A 21,415-nucleotide genomic window follows, 5' to 3' on the forward strand; every position below is an offset into this window, starting at 1 on the left:
GTTCTCCGGCAGCAGGGGGGAGCCCCTGTCCCAAGGGGGAGGAGGAACAGGGGCTCCCGGGAACCCGGCCATTGGCGGACGGCCGGGGTGTTGCGCTTACTCGCCGCTGCCACCACCGCCGCCGGTGCTGGGCTGGGCGACAGCCAGGGCCAGGCTGTTGGCCTGGAGGTTGCCGGTACCCGCCGCCACGTTCACGCCGATGTTGCCGGAGGCGCCAGAGAAGGCACTGCCGGACAACGCCGAGGTGTTGGTCGCGTTGACGTTCACCCAGCGCGTGGTGCTGACCGTGCCGCTGAGGCTGGCGTACAGATCGGCCACGCCCAGTTCGACGAACTGGCTGGTACCGCTCTCACGCGTATCGAAGCCCAGGCCGCCCACCCCCGGCCGGTTGGGGTTCATCGTGGCGTTCTGGATCTCGTTGTCCAGGTCGATGTGGCCGGTGCTGTTGCCACCCGGGTGCGGCAGCTCGCCATTCCACGTATCCAGGTAGTAGTTGGCCATCTGGTAGGCGTTGCCGGTGCCGCGGTAGGTGCCCGCGCCATAGGCCAGGGTCAGGCCGCTGACGCCGCCACGCATGCCGACCTGCACGGTGTCCGTGTAGGACTGCACGAAGCCGGCGTTGCTGACCGTGTTGCCGGTGGAGACCTGGTTGGAGCTGATGCTCGACTGCGCCACAGCGGTGGTCGCCACCGAGGCCGCGAGCGCGTTCTTCTGCTCGTTGTTGTTGCCCGAGGCGATGTTCACGCCGATGTTGCCCGAAGCACCACCGAAGGCGTTGCCGCCGAGGCCCGCGGCGTTGGTGACGCCGGAGTTCATGGTGGCGTTGCCGAAACCGGCCTGGTTCACGAAAACTTCGGCATCGGCCATGCCGAAGCTGAAGGATGCATCGGCCGCGGACAGCGACGCGGCGTTGTCTTGGGCGTTGTTGTCGCCGGACACCACGTTGAAGCCGAGGTTGCCCGAAGCGCCGGCACCGACACTGTCGCCGATGGAGGCACTATTGGTGACCAGGCTGTTGCTGGTGGCGTTGTTGCTGATCGACTGCCGGTTGTCGATCACCGCGATGGCGGCGGAGTCGAGATCGATGTCGCCGGTGATGTTCGGGTCACCGGAGAAGTTGATGTCGGTGCTCAGGCGCAGGTCCTTCTCCAGGTTCACGTCGACGCCGTGGTTGTTCTTTTCCTTGCGTTCGTCGGCCTGGATGTTGCTGTGCTTCTGCACATTGACGTTGACGGTGCGGTTGCGTACGTCGTTGTCGGTATGGTTGTGGGTGTCGTTGCGGGTTTCGCTGACGGTGTGGTTGTGGTTGATGTTCGCATTGGCGTTCTGGTTGTCCCAGCCATTGGCCGCAGCGGCGGTCGAGGCAGTGGCAATCGCCATGGCGAGCATGGTCTGTTTGACGGTCGCTTTCATGGTGCCCTCTCTCTCATCAGGTGGTGCATCGGTTGGGTGGTTGTCACGGGCGGTCCTGCACGACCAGGCCAAGCACGTTGGCTGTCTCGTTGCCGCTGCCCGCGATCTGATTGAGTTGCAGGACCCCGTCGAATCCCCGCAGTGCGGTGCTGGCTACACCGGCGCTGCGGGTCCCCGTCGCAACGCCGCGACCGGCGTCGTCCCGCCCCCCTGCCAACGCGGAACCTTCGGCGGCCAGGGCCGTGTCGTCGGATTCGCGTATGCCCTGTCGAGCCAGCGTCGCGCTGACGACGTTGAGCGTCGTGTTGGCGATGCCGCTGGCCTGGTTGATCGAAGCGATGCCGCTGGCACCGGCCAACGCGTTGCCGCCGATGAGCGCGGACGCCTCCATCGGCGCCGACAGCACCCGGTTGCCGCGCTGCAGCTGCTGGGCGCTGATGGCTACGTCGGCGAGTCCGCCGTGGGCAATGCCGCGCAGATTGGCCTGCAGGTTGAGGTCGCCGGCGGCCTGGTTCACGGCGATGGCACCGCTGGCGCCGGCCAGTGCGTTGCCGTCGATGCGGGCGACGTCGAGGTAGGCGAGCATGCCGCTGTAGTCATCGGCCAGTGCGCCCAGCGGCGTCGCGCCGAGCAACAGCAGCAGCCAGCGCAGGCGTTTCATTTTCCACCTGCCGGGGCAGTGCCCTGCAGCGGGAACTGGGCCAGTGCGCCGCGCACGGTATCGGCGATACCGCGGGTACTGCTGCCGACCGCGCCGAGCGGCCCACTCATGCCCCCCCCCAGGTTGCTGCCGACCATGCCATCGCCGCCACGCCCCAGGGTGCCGCCCAGGGCCTGTTGGGTCACGCGCTCTACCGTTGTGCCGCCAGGCGCCGCGACCATGGCCGTGTGACCTGCACCCATCCCGGCATAGTCGTCGTCGCTGAGCTCGTCCATGCCAGTCGAGGAGCCACCGCTGCCGAGCGCTGCGGCAATCTCGCGCTGCGGCTTCGGGTCGGCAATCAACGCCATCCCCGGTGGCGCCATGCGATAGGCCGGACGTGCCGATACGTCGCGCAACAGGACGATTTCGCCCGGTTGCGGCTTCACCCCTTGGCGGGCGCCCGATGCGGCCGCAATTCCAGGCAGCAGCAACAGCAGGACGGCCACTGAAGGGGCGAGTCTGCGAAGAACTGGGGTGACACCGTCCATGCCGATCTCCCGCGATGGGTGCGGCGGAACCACGCATCAACCGTGCCAACTGCAGAACGCCCACCAGGCAACACGGGGTGCACCCGGTGTCAGGCTTCGCTGCTGCCAGGGTGTTACAGGCAAGTCGAAGAAATGTTGCGATTGCGCCGTGCCAAGCGCCGCAGGGCAAGGCGCCCGGTGGACTGTCGCATTGTTGTTACAGGTGTCGGTGCGGACTGCAACGGTGCGGCTTCAGCCGAGCATTCCTTGACGCGGCGCTCATTGCGCTGCCGTTTAGCGAAGCGCTAGGATCCGCCTAACAAAGGCCGCCGCGGTGGCCGTAGAGGTCTCGGCGGAGGGTGGCACGCCGGTGATTGGCTGACAGTCCGCCGACGGTGTCCGGATGCTGGGGGAAGCATGGCAGCGGTCCCGGAAGCTTCTACATCACGTTGCGTGCTGTGGTTTGGTGAGCCGTCGGCCAGCGAGCGCAGTGCGCTGGCTGCGGCAGGCTGGTATGTGCGCAGCATCCATCCTGATCCGGCCATGGCGATCGGCCTGCGCGGACGCGATCGTCTGCTCGCCGTGCTTGATCTACGGCACCTGGATGCAGCCGCGCTGCAACTGCTGCTGCCCTGGATCGAGCAACATCAGCACCTGCCCTGGCTGGCGGTAATGCCGCCGAGTCCAGGTGCCGTTCCGCCCGCGTGGTTGCCGTTGCTGCAGCGCTGCCTGGCACGTTTTACGTTGCCGTTCGGGTTGCAGGACATGGTCAGCGCAATGCGCCAGCAGTTCGATGCTGACGACCCGCCGCCGGATGAAGCGTGCAATGGCAGCACGCCACGTGCACTGATCGGCGAGAGCCCGGCACTGCACGCGGTGCGTACCGTCCTGCACAAGTTCGCACCGGTGGAGTTGCCGGTGCTGGTCACCGGCGAGACCGGCACCGGCAAGGAGCTGGCAGCGCATGCACTGCACGCGCTGTCAGGTCGCGCCGGCAAGCGGTTCATTGCGGTCAACTGCGGTGCGATCCCGGCCAACCTGGTGCAATCGGAACTGTTCGGGCACGAGCGCGGTTCCTTCACCGGTGCCGACAAGCGCCAGATTGGCGTGTTCGAGTCGGCCCATGGTGGCACCGTCTTCCTCGATGAGGTGGGCGACCTGCCCGCCGAAGCACAGACCAGCCTGCTGCGGGTGCTGCAGGAGGGCACCTTCGAGCGTGTCGGCAGCAGCCAGCCCCTGCGCGCCGATGTGCGGGTGCTTGCCGCGACCCATGTCGAGCTGGAGCAGGCGGTGGCGCAGGGGCGGTTCCGCAGTGATCTTTACTACCGGCTCAACGTGTTGCGGCTGCCGATGCCGCCGCTGCGCGAGCGCGGAGGCGACGTGCAGCTGTTGGCCGAGCACTTCCTGCGCTGCTTCCGCCTGCGCCATGCGGTGCGCGCACGTGGCTTCGCCCCGGCAGCGTTGCAGGCCCTGCGGCGCTTCGACTGGCCCGGCAACGTACGCGAACTGCTCAATCGCGTGCAGCGGGCGGCGATCATGGCCGAGGGCGAGCTGATCAGCGAGCGCGATCTGGAACTGGGCGCACCGGCCCCGAGCTTGCCGGGTGCAATGCTGCACGACGCACGCGGCCAGGCCGAGCGCGATGTGCTGCTGCAGACCCTGCGCCAGACCGGCTACAACGTCTCCGAATGCGCGCGGCAGATGCAGATCTCGCGGGTCACGGTGTATCGGCTGTGCCGCAAGCACCGGCTGGAACTGCCTGCGCAGCGCTGATCAGCCGGCCGGCAGGTGCTTGAACAGGCGCAACGGCTTGCCCGCGACGCGCTCGATCACGCCCTTGGCTTCCAGGTCCAGCTGCACCGCCTTCAACCACCAACCGGCGGTGGCCCCTGCCGGGAACAGGGAGGCGGGCAGGTGCGGCAACAGCGCCTGTTTCGCCTGCGCAACCGTCAGGCCCGGCGGTTGCGCAGGCAAGCTCAAGAGCAAGGCGTGGCGCATGGCGAGATACTTGGCGCGATCCACGCGCTGGATGTGACCGGGCGTGGTGATGCTTTCGATCTCGATCCGCTCGGGCTCAGACATGGCTGTCTCCGGCGACCTCGATGCGTGGGCTGCGGAAGCCCATGGCGATCCACGCCTTCATCAACCGGGCATAGAACCGCAGTGACCGGGTTTTCAGGTTCGGCACATCGTCGGGAAGGACAGACGCATCAGGAAGATCACTGACCATCGTCCGCATCTCCACGGCGGGTCTTGTCGATGCCGGCCACAACAGGCCATACAGACTCAGCCAATGGCCGCCGCTGAACTCCAGGAAAAGCGGCGTATTGCAGCAGCTCGCCAGGACGCGGCGGCTGCCGCCCCTGCTGGACAACCGCAACGCGCGCAGCAAGGGATGTCCTGCATCGATGCTGACGCGATCCTTGCGATGCATTACGAAAAGCGTCTGGCCATGCGGGCCCAGTACGTCCGGTGCTCGAGGCATCGACTGCAGCATGGCGCCGACCTTGCGGCAGCTGTCGCAGCAGCATTCGACGGTGGCAATGGGTTGGCCCGTGGCGGTCAGGCGGACCTGGCCGCAGGCGCAGGCGAGGGACTGATGGGAGGGCATCTGCATTTTCTCCTGGGGTGTTCATTCTCTCGACGAACCGGGGCTGCGAAAATCGACAACATCCACCGTCAAGGGCGCTTCATCTGGTAGCGGATGCGGTACAGATCCAGCCCTGTGCCGTCCGCGCGCCGCGCCGAATAGGTCAACGAGCCGGGTTGCGAGCCATCGAGCATTGCGCCGTAACTGTCGCCGGAGGCCTCGTTCAAGGGGGCCGGCAACGCATGGCCCGCGTCATAACGGCCCCCACGAGCGTAGGCAATGAACTGGCGCACCGGTGCATTGCCGAAGTCCAGAGCGCGGGCAAACACTACCGTTCGGCCGTCGCCAAGGAAGGTGGCATCGAACTCCTGTGCCGCGGTGTTGAGGTCGCCGGGCAGCGGCCGCGCGGGCTGCGCCACGCCACGGACCATCGCTGCGACGTAGAGGTCATGGCCGCCCGCACCGCCTGCACGATCGCTGGAGAACAGCAGTGTGCCTGCGTCCGGCGAGAGCATTGGCGCGAACTCATCGGCCGCGCTGTTCACTGCGGGGCCAAGATTGACCGGCTCCCCGAATCGACCCTCGCTACCCATGCTGACCCGATACAGATCGTCGCCGCCCTGGCCGCCTGCACGATCCGAACAGAAGTACACCACACGGCCATTGGCGGAGAACGCGGGATCGAACTCACGTCCCGGCGTGTTGAACGAGACCGGCGTCGCCGGTCGCCAGCGCTGCCCGTCGTGGCGCGAGACCCAGATGTCATACCCACCCGGACCTCCGGGCCGGTTGCGGCTGAACCACAGTGCGGTTTTTCCGTCCGGGCTCAAGGTCAGTCGAATCTCGTCGTACTGCGTGGAGGCAACGCCCGGGGCAAAGCGTTGGCCGGGGCCGACGATCTGCAGCACCCTTGATGGAGACGCGGGAGGCGACGCAGAAACCAGCAGCATCACGGCCAGCAGCGCCTTCATGCCTGTCGCTCGAAATCGCTGACCCAGTTGGTTTCCCAACTGCGCCCACCATCAGTCGAGGCCGCCTGTTCCCAGCGTGCCGAACGCGGTGTGATGCGTGACCAGATCACCCGCGTCTGGATCGCTCGCCCGTCGTGCTGGTCTTCGCCGAAGAAGCGGCCGACTCCGGCCTCGAAACCACCGCGCAGTGGCGCGCCGATCCGCGTCGGCTCCCGGCCATCCAGCCACCAGCTCAGCCAGTGCCGCTCAGCCGCATTCCAGGCGCGGATGCCCATGCCGCGCAGCGGCGCTCCAGGTACGTCCATCAGATTGTCACCGACGTTGCCGAAGCCTCCCAGTACCGGCCAGTTGTGCAGGGTGCCGTTGAACGCGTCCCAAGCATCGCTGCCTGTCAGCCGAGCGCGCAGGCGACGATGGCGCACGTTCCAATGGCCCACCAGGAAATCAAAATCACCCGGTGCATCCGGCAGCCTCGGAAGTGGAGAGGGGGTCGCAGCAGTGCGGCGGAACCAGTTGCGCCAGTTCACTTCCCAATGCGCACCGGCATCGTCGGAGAACGCCTGTTCCCACCACGGCTCCTCGCCGTGGATGTCATGCCAGCGGAACCACACGTCGATCGGGCGCCCGTCGACCCGGTCGGTGCCGCGGAAGCTGCCGGCATCGCCCTCGAAAGCGCCGCGCACGGGGGCTTCGATATGGGCAGGGTTGCGGCCATCGATCCACCAGATCGACCACGTGGAAGACACCGGATCAAACGCACGCACGCCCAGGCCCCTGTAGGGGCCCGAAGGCAGCGCCATGACGTTGTCATCGATGGTGCCGAGTCCGCCCAGGGTCAGCCATACCGCGCTTGAGCCGGTGAAGGACTCCCAACGGGTATCGCCTGCCAGGCGCTCCTTCAGGCGTTGATGCCGGACCTGCCAGTTGCCCAGCAGCCATTTCCAGTCTTCGCTGTGGCTGGGCAGGGCCCACCCGGAGGGCAGGGCGCTGGACGCCGCCGCAGCGGTCAGGGTAGCCAGGAACTGCCGTCGATCCATGTGCGTGATCCCCTACCGAAGGTGCCTCCATCGTTGCGGGTGCGCGGGGGATTGACCACGCAGATATCGAGGCTCAGGCTAAGTCACACTTATGGTCACCCAACGCCAGCTGCCATCGCTTGCCGCCATCCGCGCCTTCGAGGCTGCGGCGCGGCTGGGCAGCTTCGCGCGTGCCGCCGAAGAGCTCGACACCACTGCGGCATCGGTGAGCTACCATGTGCGGCGGCTGGAGGCCCAGACCGGTACCTGCCTGTTCCTGCGCCACGCACAGCATGTGGAACTGACGGATGCCGGTGCCAGCGTCGCGCAGGAAGCCACCCGGGCATTCGACGCACTTCGTGCCAGTTTCATGCGCGCTGCGGACATGGATGCCTCGCGACTGCGCCTGTCCGTATTGCCAACGCTGGGCACCAGTTGGTTGACGCCGCGCCTTGGCAGCTTCCGCGCGCGCCACCGGCAGCTCGTGCTGGAGCTGGATCTGTCGGCGGAACCGCAGGACCTGGCGGCGGGTCGTTTCGACGCGGCCATCCGCAACGGGCATGGCGACTGGCCCGGCTTGCGGGCCACGCCCCTGTTTCCCAGCATATTCACACCGCTTTGCGCACCGTCGCTACTGCCGGCCGCACGTGACCTGGGTCGTGGCGGGCTGGATGTCGCGCTGCTCGGGCGGCCAGACTGGTGGGCAGTGTGGTTCTCCGCTCATGGACAGATTGCACCGCCGGCGCGGGAGAATTTTGTTGCACCATTTGCTGTCGAGCACCTGGACATCGGTGCCGCGATTGCGGGGCAGGGGATCGCCATTGGTTCGCCGATCCTGTTCCAGGCAGAGCTGGACAGCGGGCGACTGGTACAGGCTCATCCAGGCGTGGCCAGTGACGGCCGCAGTTTCTGGTTCGTGGCACCGACTGCGCGCAGCGGCAGCATCAAGGTCGGCGCGTTCCGAGATTGGCTTGGCGAGCAGGCGGCTGAGGCACGGCGTGCGGCACGCCATCATCTGGCCCAAGCGGTGACGCCGTGAACCAGAGCCCCGAACTACTGCGACGCCTGCTGCGTGCCAAGGACCGGATGGACCGCGCCAGCCACGAAGAGTGGTCAGTCGCGCGCCTGGCCGAGGTCAGTGCGGTATCGTCGGCGCACTTCGCGCGCTCGTTCAAGCAGGCCTTCGGGCTGCCGCCACACCGCTACCTGCTCAGCCGCCGGATCGAACGGGCGGTGGCCCTGCTGCGCGACACCAATCTGCCGGTGACCGAGATCGCCGCCCGGACCGGCTGGTCCAGCCTGGGTACGTTCGGCCGCATCTTCCGTGACATCACCGGCGATAGTCCGGGCAATGTGCGGGAGCGCGAGCGCGCCGGCCAATCGATACCCGCCACTGTGCCGGAATGCCACGCACGTGCCGCGCAGCGCCCGGACCTCAACATCGCAGTTTTGGAGAAGCGCCGCCGCCAGGCCGTTGCTAACGTGGATCCCACCTGAGGGAGGTCCCATGACAAACACTGTGAACACGGTCGGCCTGTATGTGCGCGACCAGGACGAAGCGCTTGCGTTCTACGTCGACACGCTTGGCTTTGAGGTGCACACCGACGTACGCAATGGCAGCTATCGCTGGCTTACCATACGCAGCCCCGGCCAGGACGGTTTCCAGCTGGGTCTGTTCGTGCCGGGTCCGCCTACCCATGACGCGGCCACGGCTCTGGCGCTGCAGCAGCTGGTGGCCAAGGGCGCGATGCCGCCGCTGGTGCTGGCGGTTGAGGACTGCCGGGCACGCCATGTGGAATGGCAGGCGAAGGGTGTCGAGTTCACCCAGGAGCCTATTGAACGCTATGGTGCGGTGGATGCGGGATTCCGTGATCCATCCGGCAATGGCTGGAAAATGATCGAAGCGCACTCCGAGGCGAGGCGCCAGCAATGAATCGCGGCCACTGGGCACGGCCTGTGCACCGCTGGACATCGATCGTTTTCACGCTGGCGGTGATCGCCAATTTCGTGGCGCGCGCGATGGGGCAGGGCGAGCCACCGGCGTGGATTACCTATGCGCCGCTGCCACCCTTGTTCCTGCAGCTGTTGACCGGCCTGTATCTGTTTGCCCTGCATTACGCAGGCAAGCGCCGCAGCGCCTCGCTGGGCGCTGCGGGCTGAGAACGGATCAGGCGACTGCGTCGACCGCGTGGGCGGCAAGCAGGGCGGGCAGGTCTTCCATGCGCTGGAAGATCACCTGCGCACCCGCGGCACGCAGGGCCTCCGGCGTACTGTGGTGCGGACCGCCTTCGCTGAAGCCGAACACGGTGGCGCCGGCGGCCACACCGGCCGTTGCACCGGTAACGGTGTCCTCGATCACCGCGCAGCGTTTCGGGTCCACGCCCAGCGCAGCGGCGGCGGCCAGATAGACATCCGGATGGGGTTTGGTGTGCGGCATGTCCTGGCCGCTGAACACGTGGGCACCGAAGGCGTCGAGGATGCCAACCTTGCCCAGTTGCAGCTTCACCTTGTGCAGGTCCGCACCGGACGCACAGGCAATCCTTCCGCCGGTGGCGACGGCGATCGCACGCACCGCCTCGGGTGCACCCTGGATTGCAACCAGGTCGCGTTCCAGTGCCCGGTTGCGCTGCTGGCGGAATGCTTCCAGCCATTCTTCGGTGAACGGCTTGCCGGTGCGTTCTTCGATCAGTCCGGCCAGGTGGGCCACGGACTGGCCCAGGAACACCTCACCGGCCTGCGCCGGGGTCAGCGGCCAGCCGCGCTCGGTCAGCATCTCCGAGAGCACGCGGGCTACCAGCGGCTCGGAATCAACCAGTACGCCATCGCAGTCGAACAGCACGGCATCGAAGGGGAAACGGGACATCTACAACTCCTGGGGCAATGCAGCGGGGCAATCACCCGTCATTTTCCCACAGCCGCGCAAGCGGGGCACCCGTGGCCATGCCGAGCACCCCGCGTCCTTCCAACAGGATGATCAGCCCAGATCACAGCCCGTCGGCTGCGGCCAGGTGGTGGCCGGCAGCATGTTCTTGAGCGAAGCCGGCGCATTGATGGCCACGTAGCTGGCGCCGAGCAGCTCTTCCAGGTCGGCGATGGTCACCAGATAGTTGTCCAGGCTGCCGAGGTTGGCCTCATTGGGGATGATCCAGCTGATCGCCTTGGCGGTACCGGTGTTCGGGTCACGGGTGATGACGGTCTTCCAGAAGAACTCCGGCGTGGGAATACCGTGGCTGGCCAGGAAGTAGTCATTGGAGGCATCGCCATAGACCACGCCGCCATAGACATCCACCGGCGCGATGTCGCGGTAGCATTCGGCCACGTTCTCGGCCTTCACCCAGATGCCCTGGTTGAAGCTGGACACCTGCGGGACGATGTTGGTCATGTAGTTGGCGCGTCGGATGTAGGTCGCGTCGTAGTCCATGTGGTTGGAGGTCACCAGATGGCCGCGGTCATAGCCGCTGCGGATGCTGGCATACGACGCAGTGCTGTTCTGGCCGAGGCAACCGGCCGGCAGGTCCGGGTCCTTGTAGAAACTGGAAGGGCGCGCGGCGGAGCCGGTGTCGGCGGTGAGCGTGTACTCGTAGCGGGTTGCGCTGTGGATGCTGCAGTCGTAGGTCAGCACGAAGCCGCCCTTGTTGAGAGTAACGACCTGGGCCTGGGCAGCGCCGGCGAAGGCGCTGAGGAGGAACACGAAGAAGAAGCTTGCAAGGCGCATTGCGGTTCTCCAGCAGAAGTTCAGGGCGCAGCCGTCCGCCACGACCGTGCCGGGGCGAGGTCATGTGAGGACACTGCGGAGTCGGGTAGTGCGGAATGCGTGGGGCGTAACCGCGATGACAGGGCCGCGGAGGCCGTGCGGTGTCGTAAGCGTCACAAGCTGTCGCCTTTCGGTCAACGACGAAAGGGCGAAGCTGTGACCGCGCGCATGCACCGGACCTGTGTCAGATTTCGTGGCACGTGGATGAAACGCGCGCGTGCTAGGGCATTTCAGCGGTGCAGCGCCGCACTGCTGCTCATGGCATCACCCATACCAGTGCGTATCGAAGGGCGTCATCGCCGTGTCATCAAAAACTGTGCACCACGTCAAATTTTAAGGTAGTGTCGATTCCGCTACCGGGGGGTAGCGGGGTGCACGGCGTCGGGGACTACGCGTCGCACCTGCAATTGAAGCACCAGACATCACAGCGCCGGCGCTGACGCCGGCGTGCATCTCGGGCTTTCAATGGAAGGGGTATTCGATGCGCAATGCATGGATCAAACGAAACAAGTGGATCGCACTAGGCCTGGTCGCAGGTGCGGCATTGGCTGCGGCGGCGGTGAGTGTAGGCGGCATGGCCCCGTCCACGCCGTCAAAGACGGGCAACCCCTCGCTGGATGCGCGCGCCGGTGGTCCTGCTGCGCCCGCTGCCGCCGGGCCAGGAAGCGGACTGGGCGAGCTCTCGCACCGCTACATCGTGGTGTACCGCGAAGAGCCATTGGCCACCTACAAGGGTGACATCCAGGGTCTTCCCGCACCGGAACGCAAACGTCCCTCCGCCAGTGCCGCGCGCGCAGCGGCAGCCACCGGCAGCGTTGCCACCGACCGTATCGCGGTGCAGGGTGCCCGCTCACGTGACTACGTACGGTTTCTGGCTGACCGCCAGAGCCAGCACGAAGCGCGCATCAACTCGGCACTCGGTCGCAGCGTGAAGGTGGAGCGCCGCATGCAGCACGCGATCAATGCATCGGTGCTGCAGATGAATCCGCAGGAAGCCGAGCGCGTACGTGCATTGCCGGACGTGCAGTTGGTGGAAGAGTACCGCGAGTATGAGCAGGACACCGACGTCGGACCGGGCCTGATCGGCGCGTCGGCACTGTGGAGCGCCTCACCCACGCCATTCCGTGGCGAGGGCATCGTCATCGGCGTCATCGATTCGGGTATCAATTTCGGTAGTCCTGCGTTCACTGCCCGCGCCGAAGACGGCTACGAGCACATCAACCCGCTGGGCGCGGGCAATTACCTGGGCACCTGTGCGCCTGGTGGCGCCGATGAGGGCCGCTGCAACAGCAAGCTGATCGGCGGCTACGACTTTGTCTGCGCCGCACCGGGTAACCAGTGCGGCGTGGCCGATGTCCGCGAGGAACCCGGTTTCGGCGATACCAATGGTCATGGCAGCCACACCGCATCGACTGCGGCTGGCAATCCGCACATGGCGTCGTACCGCGGCAACCAGATCCATATTTCCGGTGTTGCGCCGCGCGCCAACATCATCGCCTACGACACCTGCTACACCGAGATCTCCACAGGCCGCGGCCTGTGCCCGAATACGTCGACACTGGCGGCGGTGAACCAGGCGCTGGCCGATGGCGTGGTCGATGTCATCAACTACTCCATTGCCGGCGGCACTGCACCGTGGGGTGAAGCGGTGTCGCTGGCGTTCCTCAACGCGTCGGACGCAGGCATCTACGTCGCGACCTCGGCCGGCAACTCCGGTCCGGGCCCGAACACGATGGGCCATCTGGAACCGTGGACCGGCAGCACGGCCGCCGCCACCCATGGCCGTGGTGACATCGAACTGTATGCGGCGGTCAGTGGCCCGGGCAGCGTACCGCCCGCACTGGGCGTCATTCTGCTGACCGAAGGTTCGGGTGGCGTACCGTTCAGTACGCCGATTGCAGCGACCACGCCGCTACGCGTCAGTGCCGGCATCGACAGCGCCAACGATGGTTGTACGGCCTTCCCGGCCAGCACCTTCCAGGGTGCGATTGCGGTGATCCGTCGCGGCTCGTGCAACTTCAGCGACAAGGTCAACAATGCCGCCGCCGCGGGTGCGATCGCGGTACTGATCGGCAACAACCAGCCGACGCCGATCCTGCCGAACGTTGCCGGGGCCTCGATTCCGGCCTTCGCCATCGATCAGGCCGACGCCGACGCGCTGCGGACCTTTGCCAGCAGCGTCGGCAACACCGCCACCGCTGGCATCGCCTATCCGGCGACCAAGGTCAGCAACACGCCGGACGTACTGGGCGATTTCAGCTCGCGTGGTCCCGCCGGCATCTTCGATCTGGTGAAGCCAGACGTCACTGCGCCGGGCGTGCGCGTGCTCGCCGTGGTCGCTGGCAATGAAGTGACCGGTTCGGAAAATGCCGTTGGCCTGATGGACGGAACCTCGATGGCCTCGCCGCACCATGCCGGCGCCGCTGCCCTGTTGCGCCAGGCCCGTCCGGGCTGGACCGTGCAGGAAGTACGTTCGGCATTGATGATGACCGCACGCCAGGAAGTGCTGAAGGAGGACGGCGTGACACCGGCCGATGCGTTTGCGATGGGTGCCGGTCGTATCCAGGTCGACCAGGCGCTGCGCGCGGGGTTGGTGCTGAATGAAACCAAGGCCAACTTCTTCGCTGCCGATCCAGGCAACGGTGGCAACGTGGCTTCGCTCAACATCGCCAGCATGGGCAAGCGCACCTGCACCGACAGTTGCACCTTCACCCGCGTGTTCCGCAACGTGCTGCCGACCCGGCAGACCTGGACGGCGAAGGTGCAGGGCTTGACCGCCGTTGTCTCGCCGTCGGTCTTCACCCTTGCGCCGGGCGAGAGCAAGGCGGTGCGGGTGATCGTTACCACCGGATCGGTACCCAACGATGGCAGCTGGCGCTTCGCCAGGCTGACTCTGGCACCGCAGGGCGGCGATACCAGTCAGCCGCTGCTGCGCTTGCCGATTGCGGTTTCGGTACCGCCGCCGCAGATCGCAGCCACGCCGCCGTCGAACACGCTGAGCCTGCCGGCCGGTGGCAACGGCCTGTTGAACCTGCAGATCGCCAACACGGGAGGCTCGCCGCTGGAATGGCAGATCGACAACACCGGGTTGGGTACGCGCACCCTGGTCGCACAGGCACCGAACAATGCCAATGGCCGCCGCTCCACGCGTTTCACCGACGCTGCCACGGTCGGCGCACGCGCGCAGCTGTCTGCAGATGACTTCACCCTCGGCGAGGCAACCGGCATCAGGCGCATCGTCGCCGATGGTTTCGTCAACGGTGGCAGCCTGGCCACTTCGACCAACATCAACTGGTCGATCTACCGCGATGTCGCCGGCAATCCGGAAGGCAATCCGGAATCCAGCCCGCAACTGGCGGTGTGGTCATACACCTCATCGGCAACCGGTGTTGGTGTAAGCACGTCCGGCTTTGCCAGCATCAACCTGGACCTGGCGGCAGCGGGACAGAACGTGAACCTGGCGGCAGGGCGCTACTGGTTGGTGGTTTCGGTGCGTGCGCCGCTGGCAACCAGCTGGTTCTGGTTCAATGCCACCAGCGGCGACAACGTCTACCGAAGCGCGATCATCAACCCTGATGGCAGCGGTGCGTGGTCGGCCACCAGTGGTGCACCTGGCCTGGCGTTCGGCCTCGGCGGCAGCAATTCCTGCGGTGCCACCTGGATCGGCGCACCGACCCGTGCCCTGGGCCGCATCGTGGCCGGTGGCAACCAGGCCACGCAGGTATCGATCAGCGCCGCCGGGCTTGCACCCGGCAGCTACTCCGGCTTCGTCTGCGTGGGCAGCAACGACCCGATCACGCCGAAGACCGCCGTACGCGTGGCGTTGACCGTGACGCCGTAGGGCGACGCGGGCACCCGGACCGGCCCTGCGCAGGGGCCGGCCCGGATCCAACTGTTTCCGGCGCTGGCCGGGAACCTTCCTTGATGGACCTTGGGGGTACCGTGAAGACGATGCACAAGCACATCCTTGCCGTGGCGCTGGCCATGGCAACCGCGCCGGCGTGGGCCGGCGATACCTGCCAGCTGGACGATGGTTTCGGCGGCGTGTCCAACGGCGGCGCCAGTGCCGGCGGTGCCGCCTCGATGGCCTGCGGCAATGGTGCCGATGCCAGCGGCGATCTCTCGGCCGCTGTGGGTACCGGTGCCAGTGCCAGCGGCACCGGAAGCACCGCCATCGGCGCTGCCAGCAGTGCCTCGGGCAACCAGAGCGCTGCAGTGGGCGTAGGCGCATCGGCCACGGGTGCCAACAGCAGTGCGATCGGCGACAGTTCGACCGCCAGCGGCGACTTCAGCAGCGCCAGCGGCTCGGGCAGCTCCGCCACCGGCTCGTTCGCCACGGCATCGGGTGCCGGCAGCAATGCCACCGGCGAGAACAGCACGGCCGTGGGCAGCCTGTCCGAAGCCAGCGGCGCCAACAGCAGCGCCGTTGGCAACGGCGCGGTGGCCACCGCCAACGACAGCGTCGCACTCGGTAATGGATCAGTGGCTGACCGTGCCAATTCCGTATCCGTTGGCAGTGCCGGCAACGAACGCCAGTTGACCAACGTTGCTGCCGCCACCCAGGGCACCGATGCGGTCAACCTCAACCAGATGAACACCGCCAACGCCAGTACGCTGTCGTCGGCCAACAGCTATGCCGATGCCCGCGCCACCGCCACGGTCAATTCGGTCAACGCGTATACCGATGCGAGCAGCGCGGCAACGCTCTCTTCAGCCAATGGCTACGCAGATGCGAAGGCTGCAGCTGCGGTGACCACCTCCAAGGCCTACACGGACGCCAGCAGCGCCAGCACGCTTTCATCGGCCAACACCTACACCGATACCAAGTCCGCGCAGGCGGTAACCACTGCCAATGCCTACACCGATCAGCGCCTGGCCCAGTTCTCGCTGGACAACAACGGCCTGCGGCAGGAGATGGAGCGTCGCCTGCGCCACCAGGACCAGCGCATCGACCGCATGGGTGCGATGAGTTCGGCGATGTTGAACATGGCCATCAACGCCGCTGGTTCGCAGAGTCCGCGCGGCCGCATCGCCGTCGGCGCCGGCTTCCAGGGCGGTGAGCAGGCGCTGTCGGTCGGTTACGGCAAGCGCATCGGCGAGCGCGCCTCGTTCTCCCTGGGCGGTGCCTTCAGCAACGGCGAGAAGTCGGCCGGCATGGGCTTCGGCGTGGATCTGTAAGCGCACGGTCGGGCAGGGGGCAGGTATCGCCCCCTGTTCAGCCTGCAACCGCGCGCAACATGCCGCGAACGTCATGTTGCGTCGCAAGGTGCCAGTCACCATTCGCACTGGTACGGTCCGACCCGTTGCACCACCAACGACGGGGACAGACGACGATGCGCAAGATATTGCTGCTGTTGATCCTGCTGACAGGGCTGGCGCCCACCGCCTGGGCGGCCACGGTCAAGACTACCCACCGCACCATTCCCAGCTGGGATGGAACGCCTCTCGGGGCCTTCGTCATCGAACCGCAGGACGCGGGCAGCGGCCGCTATCCGCTGCTGGTGATGCCCAGCAGCTGGGCAGTTCCGAGCGTGGAATATGTGGGCGTGGCCCAGTCATTGGCGCGACGTGGCTACGTGGTCATCAGCTACAGTTCGCGCGGCTTCTGGGAATCGGGCGGCGCCATCGACATTGCCGGACCGGCCACGGTCGAAGATGTCAGCGCCCTGATCGACTGGGCGCTGGATAACACCCAGGCTGATCCGGCGCGGATCGGCGTCTCCGGCATCTCCTACGGCGCCGGCACCAGCCTGCTGGCGGCGGCGCGCGACCCGCGGATCAAGGCGGTAGCGGCCCTGAGCGGTTGGGCTGACCTGCAGGCGTCGCTGTACAGCAACGACACCCCCAGCGCACAGGGCATCGCCCTGCTGGTGGCGGCCGGGCTGGCCACGGGGCGCCCAGGTGCGGAGCTGGCCACCATCAACCGCAGCGTGCTGCTCGGCAACTACCAGGGTGCGGTGGATTCGCTGTTGCCGGTTGCGGCTCAGCGCAGCCCCGGCGCCAGCATCGACGAGATCAACGCAAACCAGCCAGCCATTTTCCTGGCCAACGCGTTCAACGACAGCCTGTTCCCGCCGGGCCAGCTGGTGGATTTCTTCAATCGCCTGAAGGGGCCCAAGCAGCTGCAGCTGCGCCACGGCGACCACGCACTCAACGAGGCCTTCGGTGCGCTGGGAATTCCCAATGAGGTCTATGACCAGGTGGGGGCGTGGTTCGATCACTACCTGAAAGGCACGCCCAATGGGATCGAGCGCCAGGCGGCGGTGCAACTGAAGTCGCAGAAGGGCAGCTGGAGCCGCTATCCGGACTGGCAGGCCACCAACAGTGGCGCCGTCAGCTACGGACTGACCGCACCGGGCGGGCTGCTGCTGCCCACCGGTGGCCTGGCAGAGAACGGGCGTACCACGGGCTGGAACTATCGCATCGGCAGTGGCCTGCTGACGGCCGCCAACTCCGGCATCGTGATGGCGTCTGGCGCGCTGCAGATGATCAATCTGCCACCGGGGGCCTACGTGCCGTTCGTCGGACGCAATGCCGCCGGTGTCTGGCAGGGGCCGATCTACTGGAGCGCACAGCGCCTGGATGGTGCCCCCGAAGTGCGCGTAACCGTCACCCCCAGCCGCGCCAACACCACGCTGTATGCGTACCTGTACGCGGAAGATGTGCTGGGCAATGGCCAGCTGATCAGCCACAAGCCCTACACGCTACGCGGTGCCACGCCGGGCCAGCCGAAGACGCTCGACCTGCGCCTGGAGGCGAGCAGCTGGAACATTCCGGCCGGCAGCCGCCTGACCCTGGTGGTCGATACGGTGGATCTGCGCTATGCGGGCATCAGCCAGCTCGGTGGTGCGGTGACCTTCAGTTCGCCGGCCAATGCACCTTCGGTACTGAAGGTGCCGTTGCATTGATGGGGTGCCGCGCCCGTTGCGGCGGGCTCGGCATAGCAGGCCGGAAAGCTGCCAGACTGCAGATTGATCCAGGGCAGGGTTGAATCGATGACGATCACGGGGCTGCTGATGGGTGCGCTGCTTGCCGCTCCGGGCGCGCAGGATGCACCGACCGACTGGTCGGCCACACTGATGAAGGATCTGGATGCCGCCGACGCGGCCATGCGCGGCAGTCATCCAGGCATGGTTGACCGGCAGAATCCCGGTTTCGTTGCACAGCTGGACGATGCGTTGGCGCTTGCACGCTCACGTACGGGCCGTGTCGGCAGTTTCGCCGGGTACTGGTGGGCGATGAAGGGCTATGCGGCGGCGTTCAATGATGGCCATGTCAGCCTCAATGCACTTGCCGGTGCGCCCGGGCTGCCGACACGTTGGCCCGGCTTCCTGACCGGCTTCGACGGCGACAGGCAGGTGGTCATGACCGTGGAGGGTGGCCCGGGCCATCCGCCACTGGGCGCGCGATTGCTGTCGTGTGATGGCATTGATGCACAGACACTGGCTGCACGCCGGGTGGGTGACTTCAGCGGGCGCTGGAATCTGCAGGCCAGCCGCATCCTGACCGGCGGTGAAGTGATGCTGGACCAGGGCAATCCGTTCGTGACTACGCTGCACTCCTGCATTTTCGGAGCGGGTGGGCATGAGAAGGCCTATGCGCTGCAGTGGAAGCCGCTCGACCTGGAAACCCGCAAGCAGCGCCTGGCCGACACCCGCCGCAGTTTCCGCCCGGCCAATGATTGGCACACGATGCCCGATGGCGGTTACTGGATCACTACCAGCAGCTTCAACGCCGACCCGACCGAGCAGAACTTCAGGGAACTGACCGGCCTGCTTGAGCAGCTTTCGCTGAAAGCCGAAGCGCTTCAGCAGGCGCCGCTGGTGGTGCTCGACGTACGTGGCAACAGTGGCGGTGCTTCGCATTGGAGCATCGAGCTGGCGCGGTTGATCTGGGGCCGCGATGCCGTGGATGCGCTGCCTGACCACAGCTGGGTCGAATGGCGGACGTCCGATGCCAACATCGCCCAGCTCCGCGGGTTCCTGCAGAAGTTGAAGCAGGCGCCCGACGCATCGCCCGAGCTGCTGCGCATGCTGGAAACCGTGACGGCGGGAATGACACAGGCGGCTGAGAGAGGGGAGGCGCTGTGGCATGACCCTTCCAGCATCCCGGCGGGTGAGGCATCGAAGCCGGTCCGTGCCGGATCAACGCGCAGCGGCAGGGTGGTGGTGCTGGCCGACGCCTCCTGTGGCTCGGCCTGCCTGGATGCACTGGACCTGTGGAAGCAGCTGGGTGCAGAGCAGGTAGGCGTGGAGACCTCGGCCGACAGCCTTTACATGGATGTACGGCCGGAACGGTTGCCCAGCGGGCTGGCCAGGATCTCGGTGCCGATGAAGGTTTTTCGGGGACGGGTGCGTGGTTCGAATCAACCGCATGTTCCCCATCGCCGGTATGAGGGCGATATGAGAGACACTGCGGCACTGGAAGCATGGATATCGGGCAAATGATCCGGGCCTGGCGGCTCGGTAATCAATTGCACGAGAGCGTTAAACCTTTTCATCGGCATCTGCATCCAAGTCGCGATGAGCACAGCGCCCGCTGCGCCACGCTTTGGGAAGGAGCCTTTCAATGCATGCAATTCCCCGCGCAGCATTCCGATGCATGGTGATGATCCTGCTGGGGCCGCTCACGGCCAGCGCTGCGGTCACCGAGATCCCCTTCGAGCTGGGCAAAGACCATCGGATCTACGTCGAAGGCGCAATCAACGGTTCGCGCCCGCTTCGCTTCCTCGTCGATACCGGCGCATCGGCGCTTGCGGTTGCCAGGCACGTTCAACAGGATGCAAGGCTGGTCATTGACGACCAGAGCGAGAATACCGGCTCCGACGGAGTGACTTTTCTCGACTACAGCACGCATAACTCCGTCCAGATCGGCGCCATGCGGCGACCGATGGGAGCCGTAGTGATCGACTACCAGGGGAGACCCTTCGATGCGGTGCTGGGCTGGACCTTCTTCCTGGGAAGGGTTCTGGAGATCGACTACGACCGCAGCGTGCTGCGCGTGCATGACGATCTACCCGAACTCGTCGGGTATGTCAGGGCCAACGTGCGCTGGATCGACAATACCCCGGCCATCCAGGTCGCGCTCAGCAACGGCAGTCGTACCTTCATGCCCTGGCTTGCACTGGACACGGGCAGCAATGGCAGCATCGATCTGGCCTATGCATTCGGTGCTACCCATGATCTGCAGGCGGCGTTCCCGGAGCGGTTGGGAACATCACAGTTCAGCGGCAGCGCGGGCCGCAGGATCAGGGCGGTGGACGTGCGCGTGCCTGTGGCGACCATTTCAAGCCTGCAGCTGAAAGATGCCAAGGCCTCGATCACCCTTGATGACGATGGCTCCGGCGGTGAAGGAATCCTTGGCAGTGAGGCGCTGCAGCAGTTCAATCTCCTGCTCGATACCCGCACCGGCAGCGTCTACCTTCGGCTCAATCAGGGCACTGCGGCGCGGACTGCAGAGTAATCGGGCAACCGGTCCGATCAGCGCCGGACGTCGAACTGCTCGCTCTCCAGCAGCGCCCAGACTTCGGCCTCGCGCACGGGACTGAAGTCCCCGGGAATGGAGTGCTTCAATGTGCCTGCGGCCAGACCGAAACGGACGGTGCTCTCTGCATCAAACCCGGACACCAGGCCATGCAGGATGCCGGCCGCAAATGCATCGCCGCCACCAATCCGGTCAACGATGCCGGGCAGTGGTCGCGATGGTGCCTGTGCGCGGGTGCCGTCGCGCCCGAGCAGCAGCGCACCCAGTACGTGATGATCGGCGCTGACCAGCTCGCGCTGGGTACAGGCCAGCCACTGCAGTTGCGGGAAGCTGGCGAAGGCGGCAGCTGCGGCGGCTTCAACGCGGGCAACCACATCGTCCTGGGCAAAGCGCAGCCCAAGCACCAGTTCGATATCGCGATGATCGGCAAAGATGATATCCGCTTCGGCGAACAGCTCCCGCAGGATGGCGGCAGCGTTGCCACCCCAGCGCTGCCAGAGCGAAGGGCGGTAGTTGCCGTCGAAAGACACACGCACGCCTGCCTTGCGTGCGGCCCGTGCAGCGCTCAATACGGATTCTGCAACATTGGCGCCCAGGGCCGGACTGACGCCGGAAAGGTGCAGCCACTGCGTATCACGCAGCAGCGTCGGCCAGTCATGGTCGGCAAGGGTACCGTTGGCGAATGCCGAACCCGCCCGGTCATAGACCACCTCACTGGCGCGCTGCAGTGCGCCGGTGGCCAGGAAATACAGGCCCATGCGATCACGTTGAACCTGATGCACGCCGCACGTACCCACTCGATGCCGGCGTAGTTCAGCCACCGCATGCCGCCCCAGTGCATTGTCGGGAACAGTACTGATCATCTCGACGTCATGCCCGAAGCATGACAGTGACACGGCCACGTTCGCCTCAGCTCCGCCCACATGAACCTGCAGCTGAGGTGATTGCAGCAGTAGTTCATGGCCCGGTGCACCCAGGCGCAACAGCAATTCACCGAAACACACGATGCGACTCATCG

19 protein-coding genes and 2 pseudogenes are annotated in these 21,415 nt (G+C 66.1%); 11 read left to right on the top strand and 10 right to left on the bottom strand.

Features of this window, described 5'->3' with window-relative positions:
* Positions 1-96: 96 nt before the first annotated feature.
* Genes AC13GA_RS10165 through AC13GA_RS10175 form a run of 3 tightly spaced genes read right to left on the bottom strand, consistent with a single transcriptional unit; the run spans position 97 to position 2,604 of the window.
* Positions 97-1,413 (bottom strand): hypothetical protein, encoded by a 1,317-nt coding sequence (locus tag AC13GA_RS10165; protein ID WP_012511147.1) that lies wholly within the window; start codon positions 1,411-1,413, stop codon positions 97-99.
* A 43-nt stretch (positions 1,414-1,456) separates the two neighbouring features.
* A complete protein-coding gene (locus AC13GA_RS10170; protein WP_430766120.1) occupies positions 1,457-2,074 on the bottom strand; it encodes a hypothetical protein in 618 nt (205 codons plus the stop codon).
* The gene (locus AC13GA_RS10175) at positions 2,071-2,604 is read right to left on the bottom strand and encodes a hypothetical protein (protein WP_482998016.1); all 534 of its coding nucleotides are present in this window, start codon (positions 2,602-2,604) and stop codon (positions 2,071-2,073) included. Before AC13GA_RS10175 ends, AC13GA_RS10170 begins: the two co-directional genes overlap by 4 nt.
* A 396-nt stretch (positions 2,605-3,000) precedes the next feature.
* Here AC13GA_RS10175 and AC13GA_RS10180 point away from each other — a divergent pair, with 396 nt between their 5' ends.
* On the top strand, positions 3,001-4,356 hold the full coding sequence (locus AC13GA_RS10180) for a sigma-54 interaction domain-containing protein (RefSeq protein ID WP_136637986.1): 1,356 nt from the start codon (positions 3,001-3,003) through the stop codon (positions 4,354-4,356).
* Here the strand turns inward: AC13GA_RS10180 and AC13GA_RS10185 are convergent, their stop codons facing one another.
* The 4 genes from AC13GA_RS10185 to AC13GA_RS10200 all read right to left on the bottom strand — a co-directional run bounded on the left by AC13GA_RS10185 (position 4,357) and on the right by AC13GA_RS10200 (position 7,181).
* The gene (locus tag AC13GA_RS10185; protein WP_006368465.1) at positions 4,357-4,665 is read right to left on the bottom strand and encodes a DUF6958 family protein; all 309 of its coding nucleotides are present in this window, start codon (positions 4,663-4,665) and stop codon (positions 4,357-4,359) included.
* Complete coding sequence (locus tag AC13GA_RS10190) at positions 4,658-5,200, bottom strand: GFA family protein (RefSeq protein ID WP_482998017.1); 543 nt, start codon at positions 5,198-5,200, stop codon at positions 4,658-4,660. The genes AC13GA_RS10185 and AC13GA_RS10190 overlap by 8 nt, the downstream gene beginning before the upstream one ends.
* Before the next feature lie 62 nt (positions 5,201-5,262).
* Positions 5,263-6,144, bottom strand: a complete 882-nt coding sequence (locus tag AC13GA_RS10195) for a TolB family protein (RefSeq protein ID WP_426353425.1) — start codon at positions 6,142-6,144, stop codon at positions 5,263-5,265.
* On the bottom strand, positions 6,141-7,181 hold the full coding sequence (locus AC13GA_RS10200) for a hypothetical protein (RefSeq protein WP_482998018.1): 1,041 nt from the start codon (positions 7,179-7,181) through the stop codon (positions 6,141-6,143). Before AC13GA_RS10200 ends, AC13GA_RS10195 begins: the two co-directional genes overlap by 4 nt.
* 91 nt (positions 7,182-7,272) lie before the next feature.
* Between AC13GA_RS10200 and AC13GA_RS10205 the strand changes: the two genes are divergently transcribed.
* Genes AC13GA_RS10205 through AC13GA_RS10220 form a run of 4 tightly spaced genes read left to right on the top strand, consistent with a single transcriptional unit; the run spans position 7,273 to position 9,320 of the window.
* A complete protein-coding gene (locus AC13GA_RS10205) occupies positions 7,273-8,199 on the top strand; it encodes a LysR substrate-binding domain-containing protein (RefSeq protein ID WP_482998019.1) in 927 nt (308 codons plus the stop codon).
* Positions 8,196-8,657 (top strand): helix-turn-helix domain-containing protein, encoded by a 462-nt coding sequence (locus AC13GA_RS10210; RefSeq protein ID WP_482998020.1) that lies wholly within the window; start codon positions 8,196-8,198, stop codon positions 8,655-8,657. The genes AC13GA_RS10205 and AC13GA_RS10210 overlap by 4 nt, the downstream gene beginning before the upstream one ends.
* Before the next feature lie 10 nt (positions 8,658-8,667).
* A complete protein-coding gene (locus AC13GA_RS10215) occupies positions 8,668-9,093 on the top strand; it encodes a VOC family protein (protein WP_046985573.1) in 426 nt (141 codons plus the stop codon).
* Positions 9,090-9,320: a hypothetical protein gene (locus tag AC13GA_RS10220; protein ID WP_046985572.1), complete on the top strand. Its 231-nt coding sequence runs from the start codon at positions 9,090-9,092 to the stop codon at positions 9,318-9,320. The genes AC13GA_RS10215 and AC13GA_RS10220 overlap by 4 nt, the downstream gene beginning before the upstream one ends.
* A 7-nt stretch (positions 9,321-9,327) precedes the next feature.
* Here the strand turns inward: AC13GA_RS10220 and AC13GA_RS10225 are convergent, their stop codons facing one another.
* Together AC13GA_RS10225 and AC13GA_RS10230 are read right to left on the bottom strand one after the other, a co-directional pair.
* The gene (locus tag AC13GA_RS10225; RefSeq protein ID WP_046985571.1) at positions 9,328-10,023 is read right to left on the bottom strand and encodes an HAD family hydrolase; all 696 of its coding nucleotides are present in this window, start codon (positions 10,021-10,023) and stop codon (positions 9,328-9,330) included.
* A 111-nt stretch (positions 10,024-10,134) separates the two neighbouring features.
* Positions 10,135-10,875, bottom strand: a complete 741-nt coding sequence (locus AC13GA_RS10230) for a DNA/RNA non-specific endonuclease (protein WP_482998021.1) — start codon at positions 10,873-10,875, stop codon at positions 10,135-10,137.
* Between the two features lie 520 nt (positions 10,876-11,395).
* On the opposite strand from AC13GA_RS10230, the gene AC13GA_RS10235 reads away from it, so the two are divergent.
* From AC13GA_RS10235 to AC13GA_RS10260, 6 genes and pseudogenes are all read left to right on the top strand, one after another.
* Positions 11,396-14,755, top strand: a complete 3,360-nt coding sequence (locus AC13GA_RS10235) for a S8 family serine peptidase (RefSeq protein ID WP_337302418.1) — start codon at positions 11,396-11,398, stop codon at positions 14,753-14,755.
* A gap of 242 nt (positions 14,756-14,997) precedes the next feature.
* Positions 14,998-15,561, top strand: a pseudogene (locus tag AC13GA_RS10240) (YadA family autotransporter adhesin); the annotation flags it as partial.
* A gap of 291 nt (positions 15,562-15,852) precedes the next feature.
* Positions 15,853-16,092: pseudogene (locus tag AC13GA_RS10245) on the top strand (YadA-like family protein); the annotation flags it as partial.
* 155 nt (positions 16,093-16,247) lie between these two features.
* Positions 16,248-17,822, top strand: coding sequence for a S15 peptidase family protein (locus AC13GA_RS10250; RefSeq protein ID WP_136637997.1), 1,575 nt, complete (start codon positions 16,248-16,250; stop codon positions 17,820-17,822).
* 87 nt (positions 17,823-17,909) lie between these two features.
* A complete protein-coding gene (locus AC13GA_RS10255; RefSeq protein WP_482998022.1) occupies positions 17,910-19,361 on the top strand; it encodes a S41 family peptidase in 1,452 nt (483 codons plus the stop codon).
* Between the two features lie 154 nt (positions 19,362-19,515).
* Positions 19,516-20,376: a retropepsin-like aspartic protease gene (locus AC13GA_RS10260; RefSeq protein WP_253078008.1), complete on the top strand. Its 861-nt coding sequence runs from the start codon at positions 19,516-19,518 to the stop codon at positions 20,374-20,376.
* 17 nt (positions 20,377-20,393) lie between these two features.
* Here the strand turns inward: AC13GA_RS10260 and AC13GA_RS10265 are convergent, their stop codons facing one another.
* Positions 20,394-21,413 carry a sugar kinase gene (locus tag AC13GA_RS10265; RefSeq protein ID WP_482998023.1) on the bottom strand — a complete coding sequence of 340 codons (1,020 nt, stop codon included), beginning with the start codon at positions 21,411-21,413 and terminating at the stop codon, positions 20,394-20,396.
* Positions 21,414-21,415 lie beyond the last annotated feature (2 nt).

This window comes from Stenotrophomonas sp. 22DLJC03, from assembly GCF_056861405.1.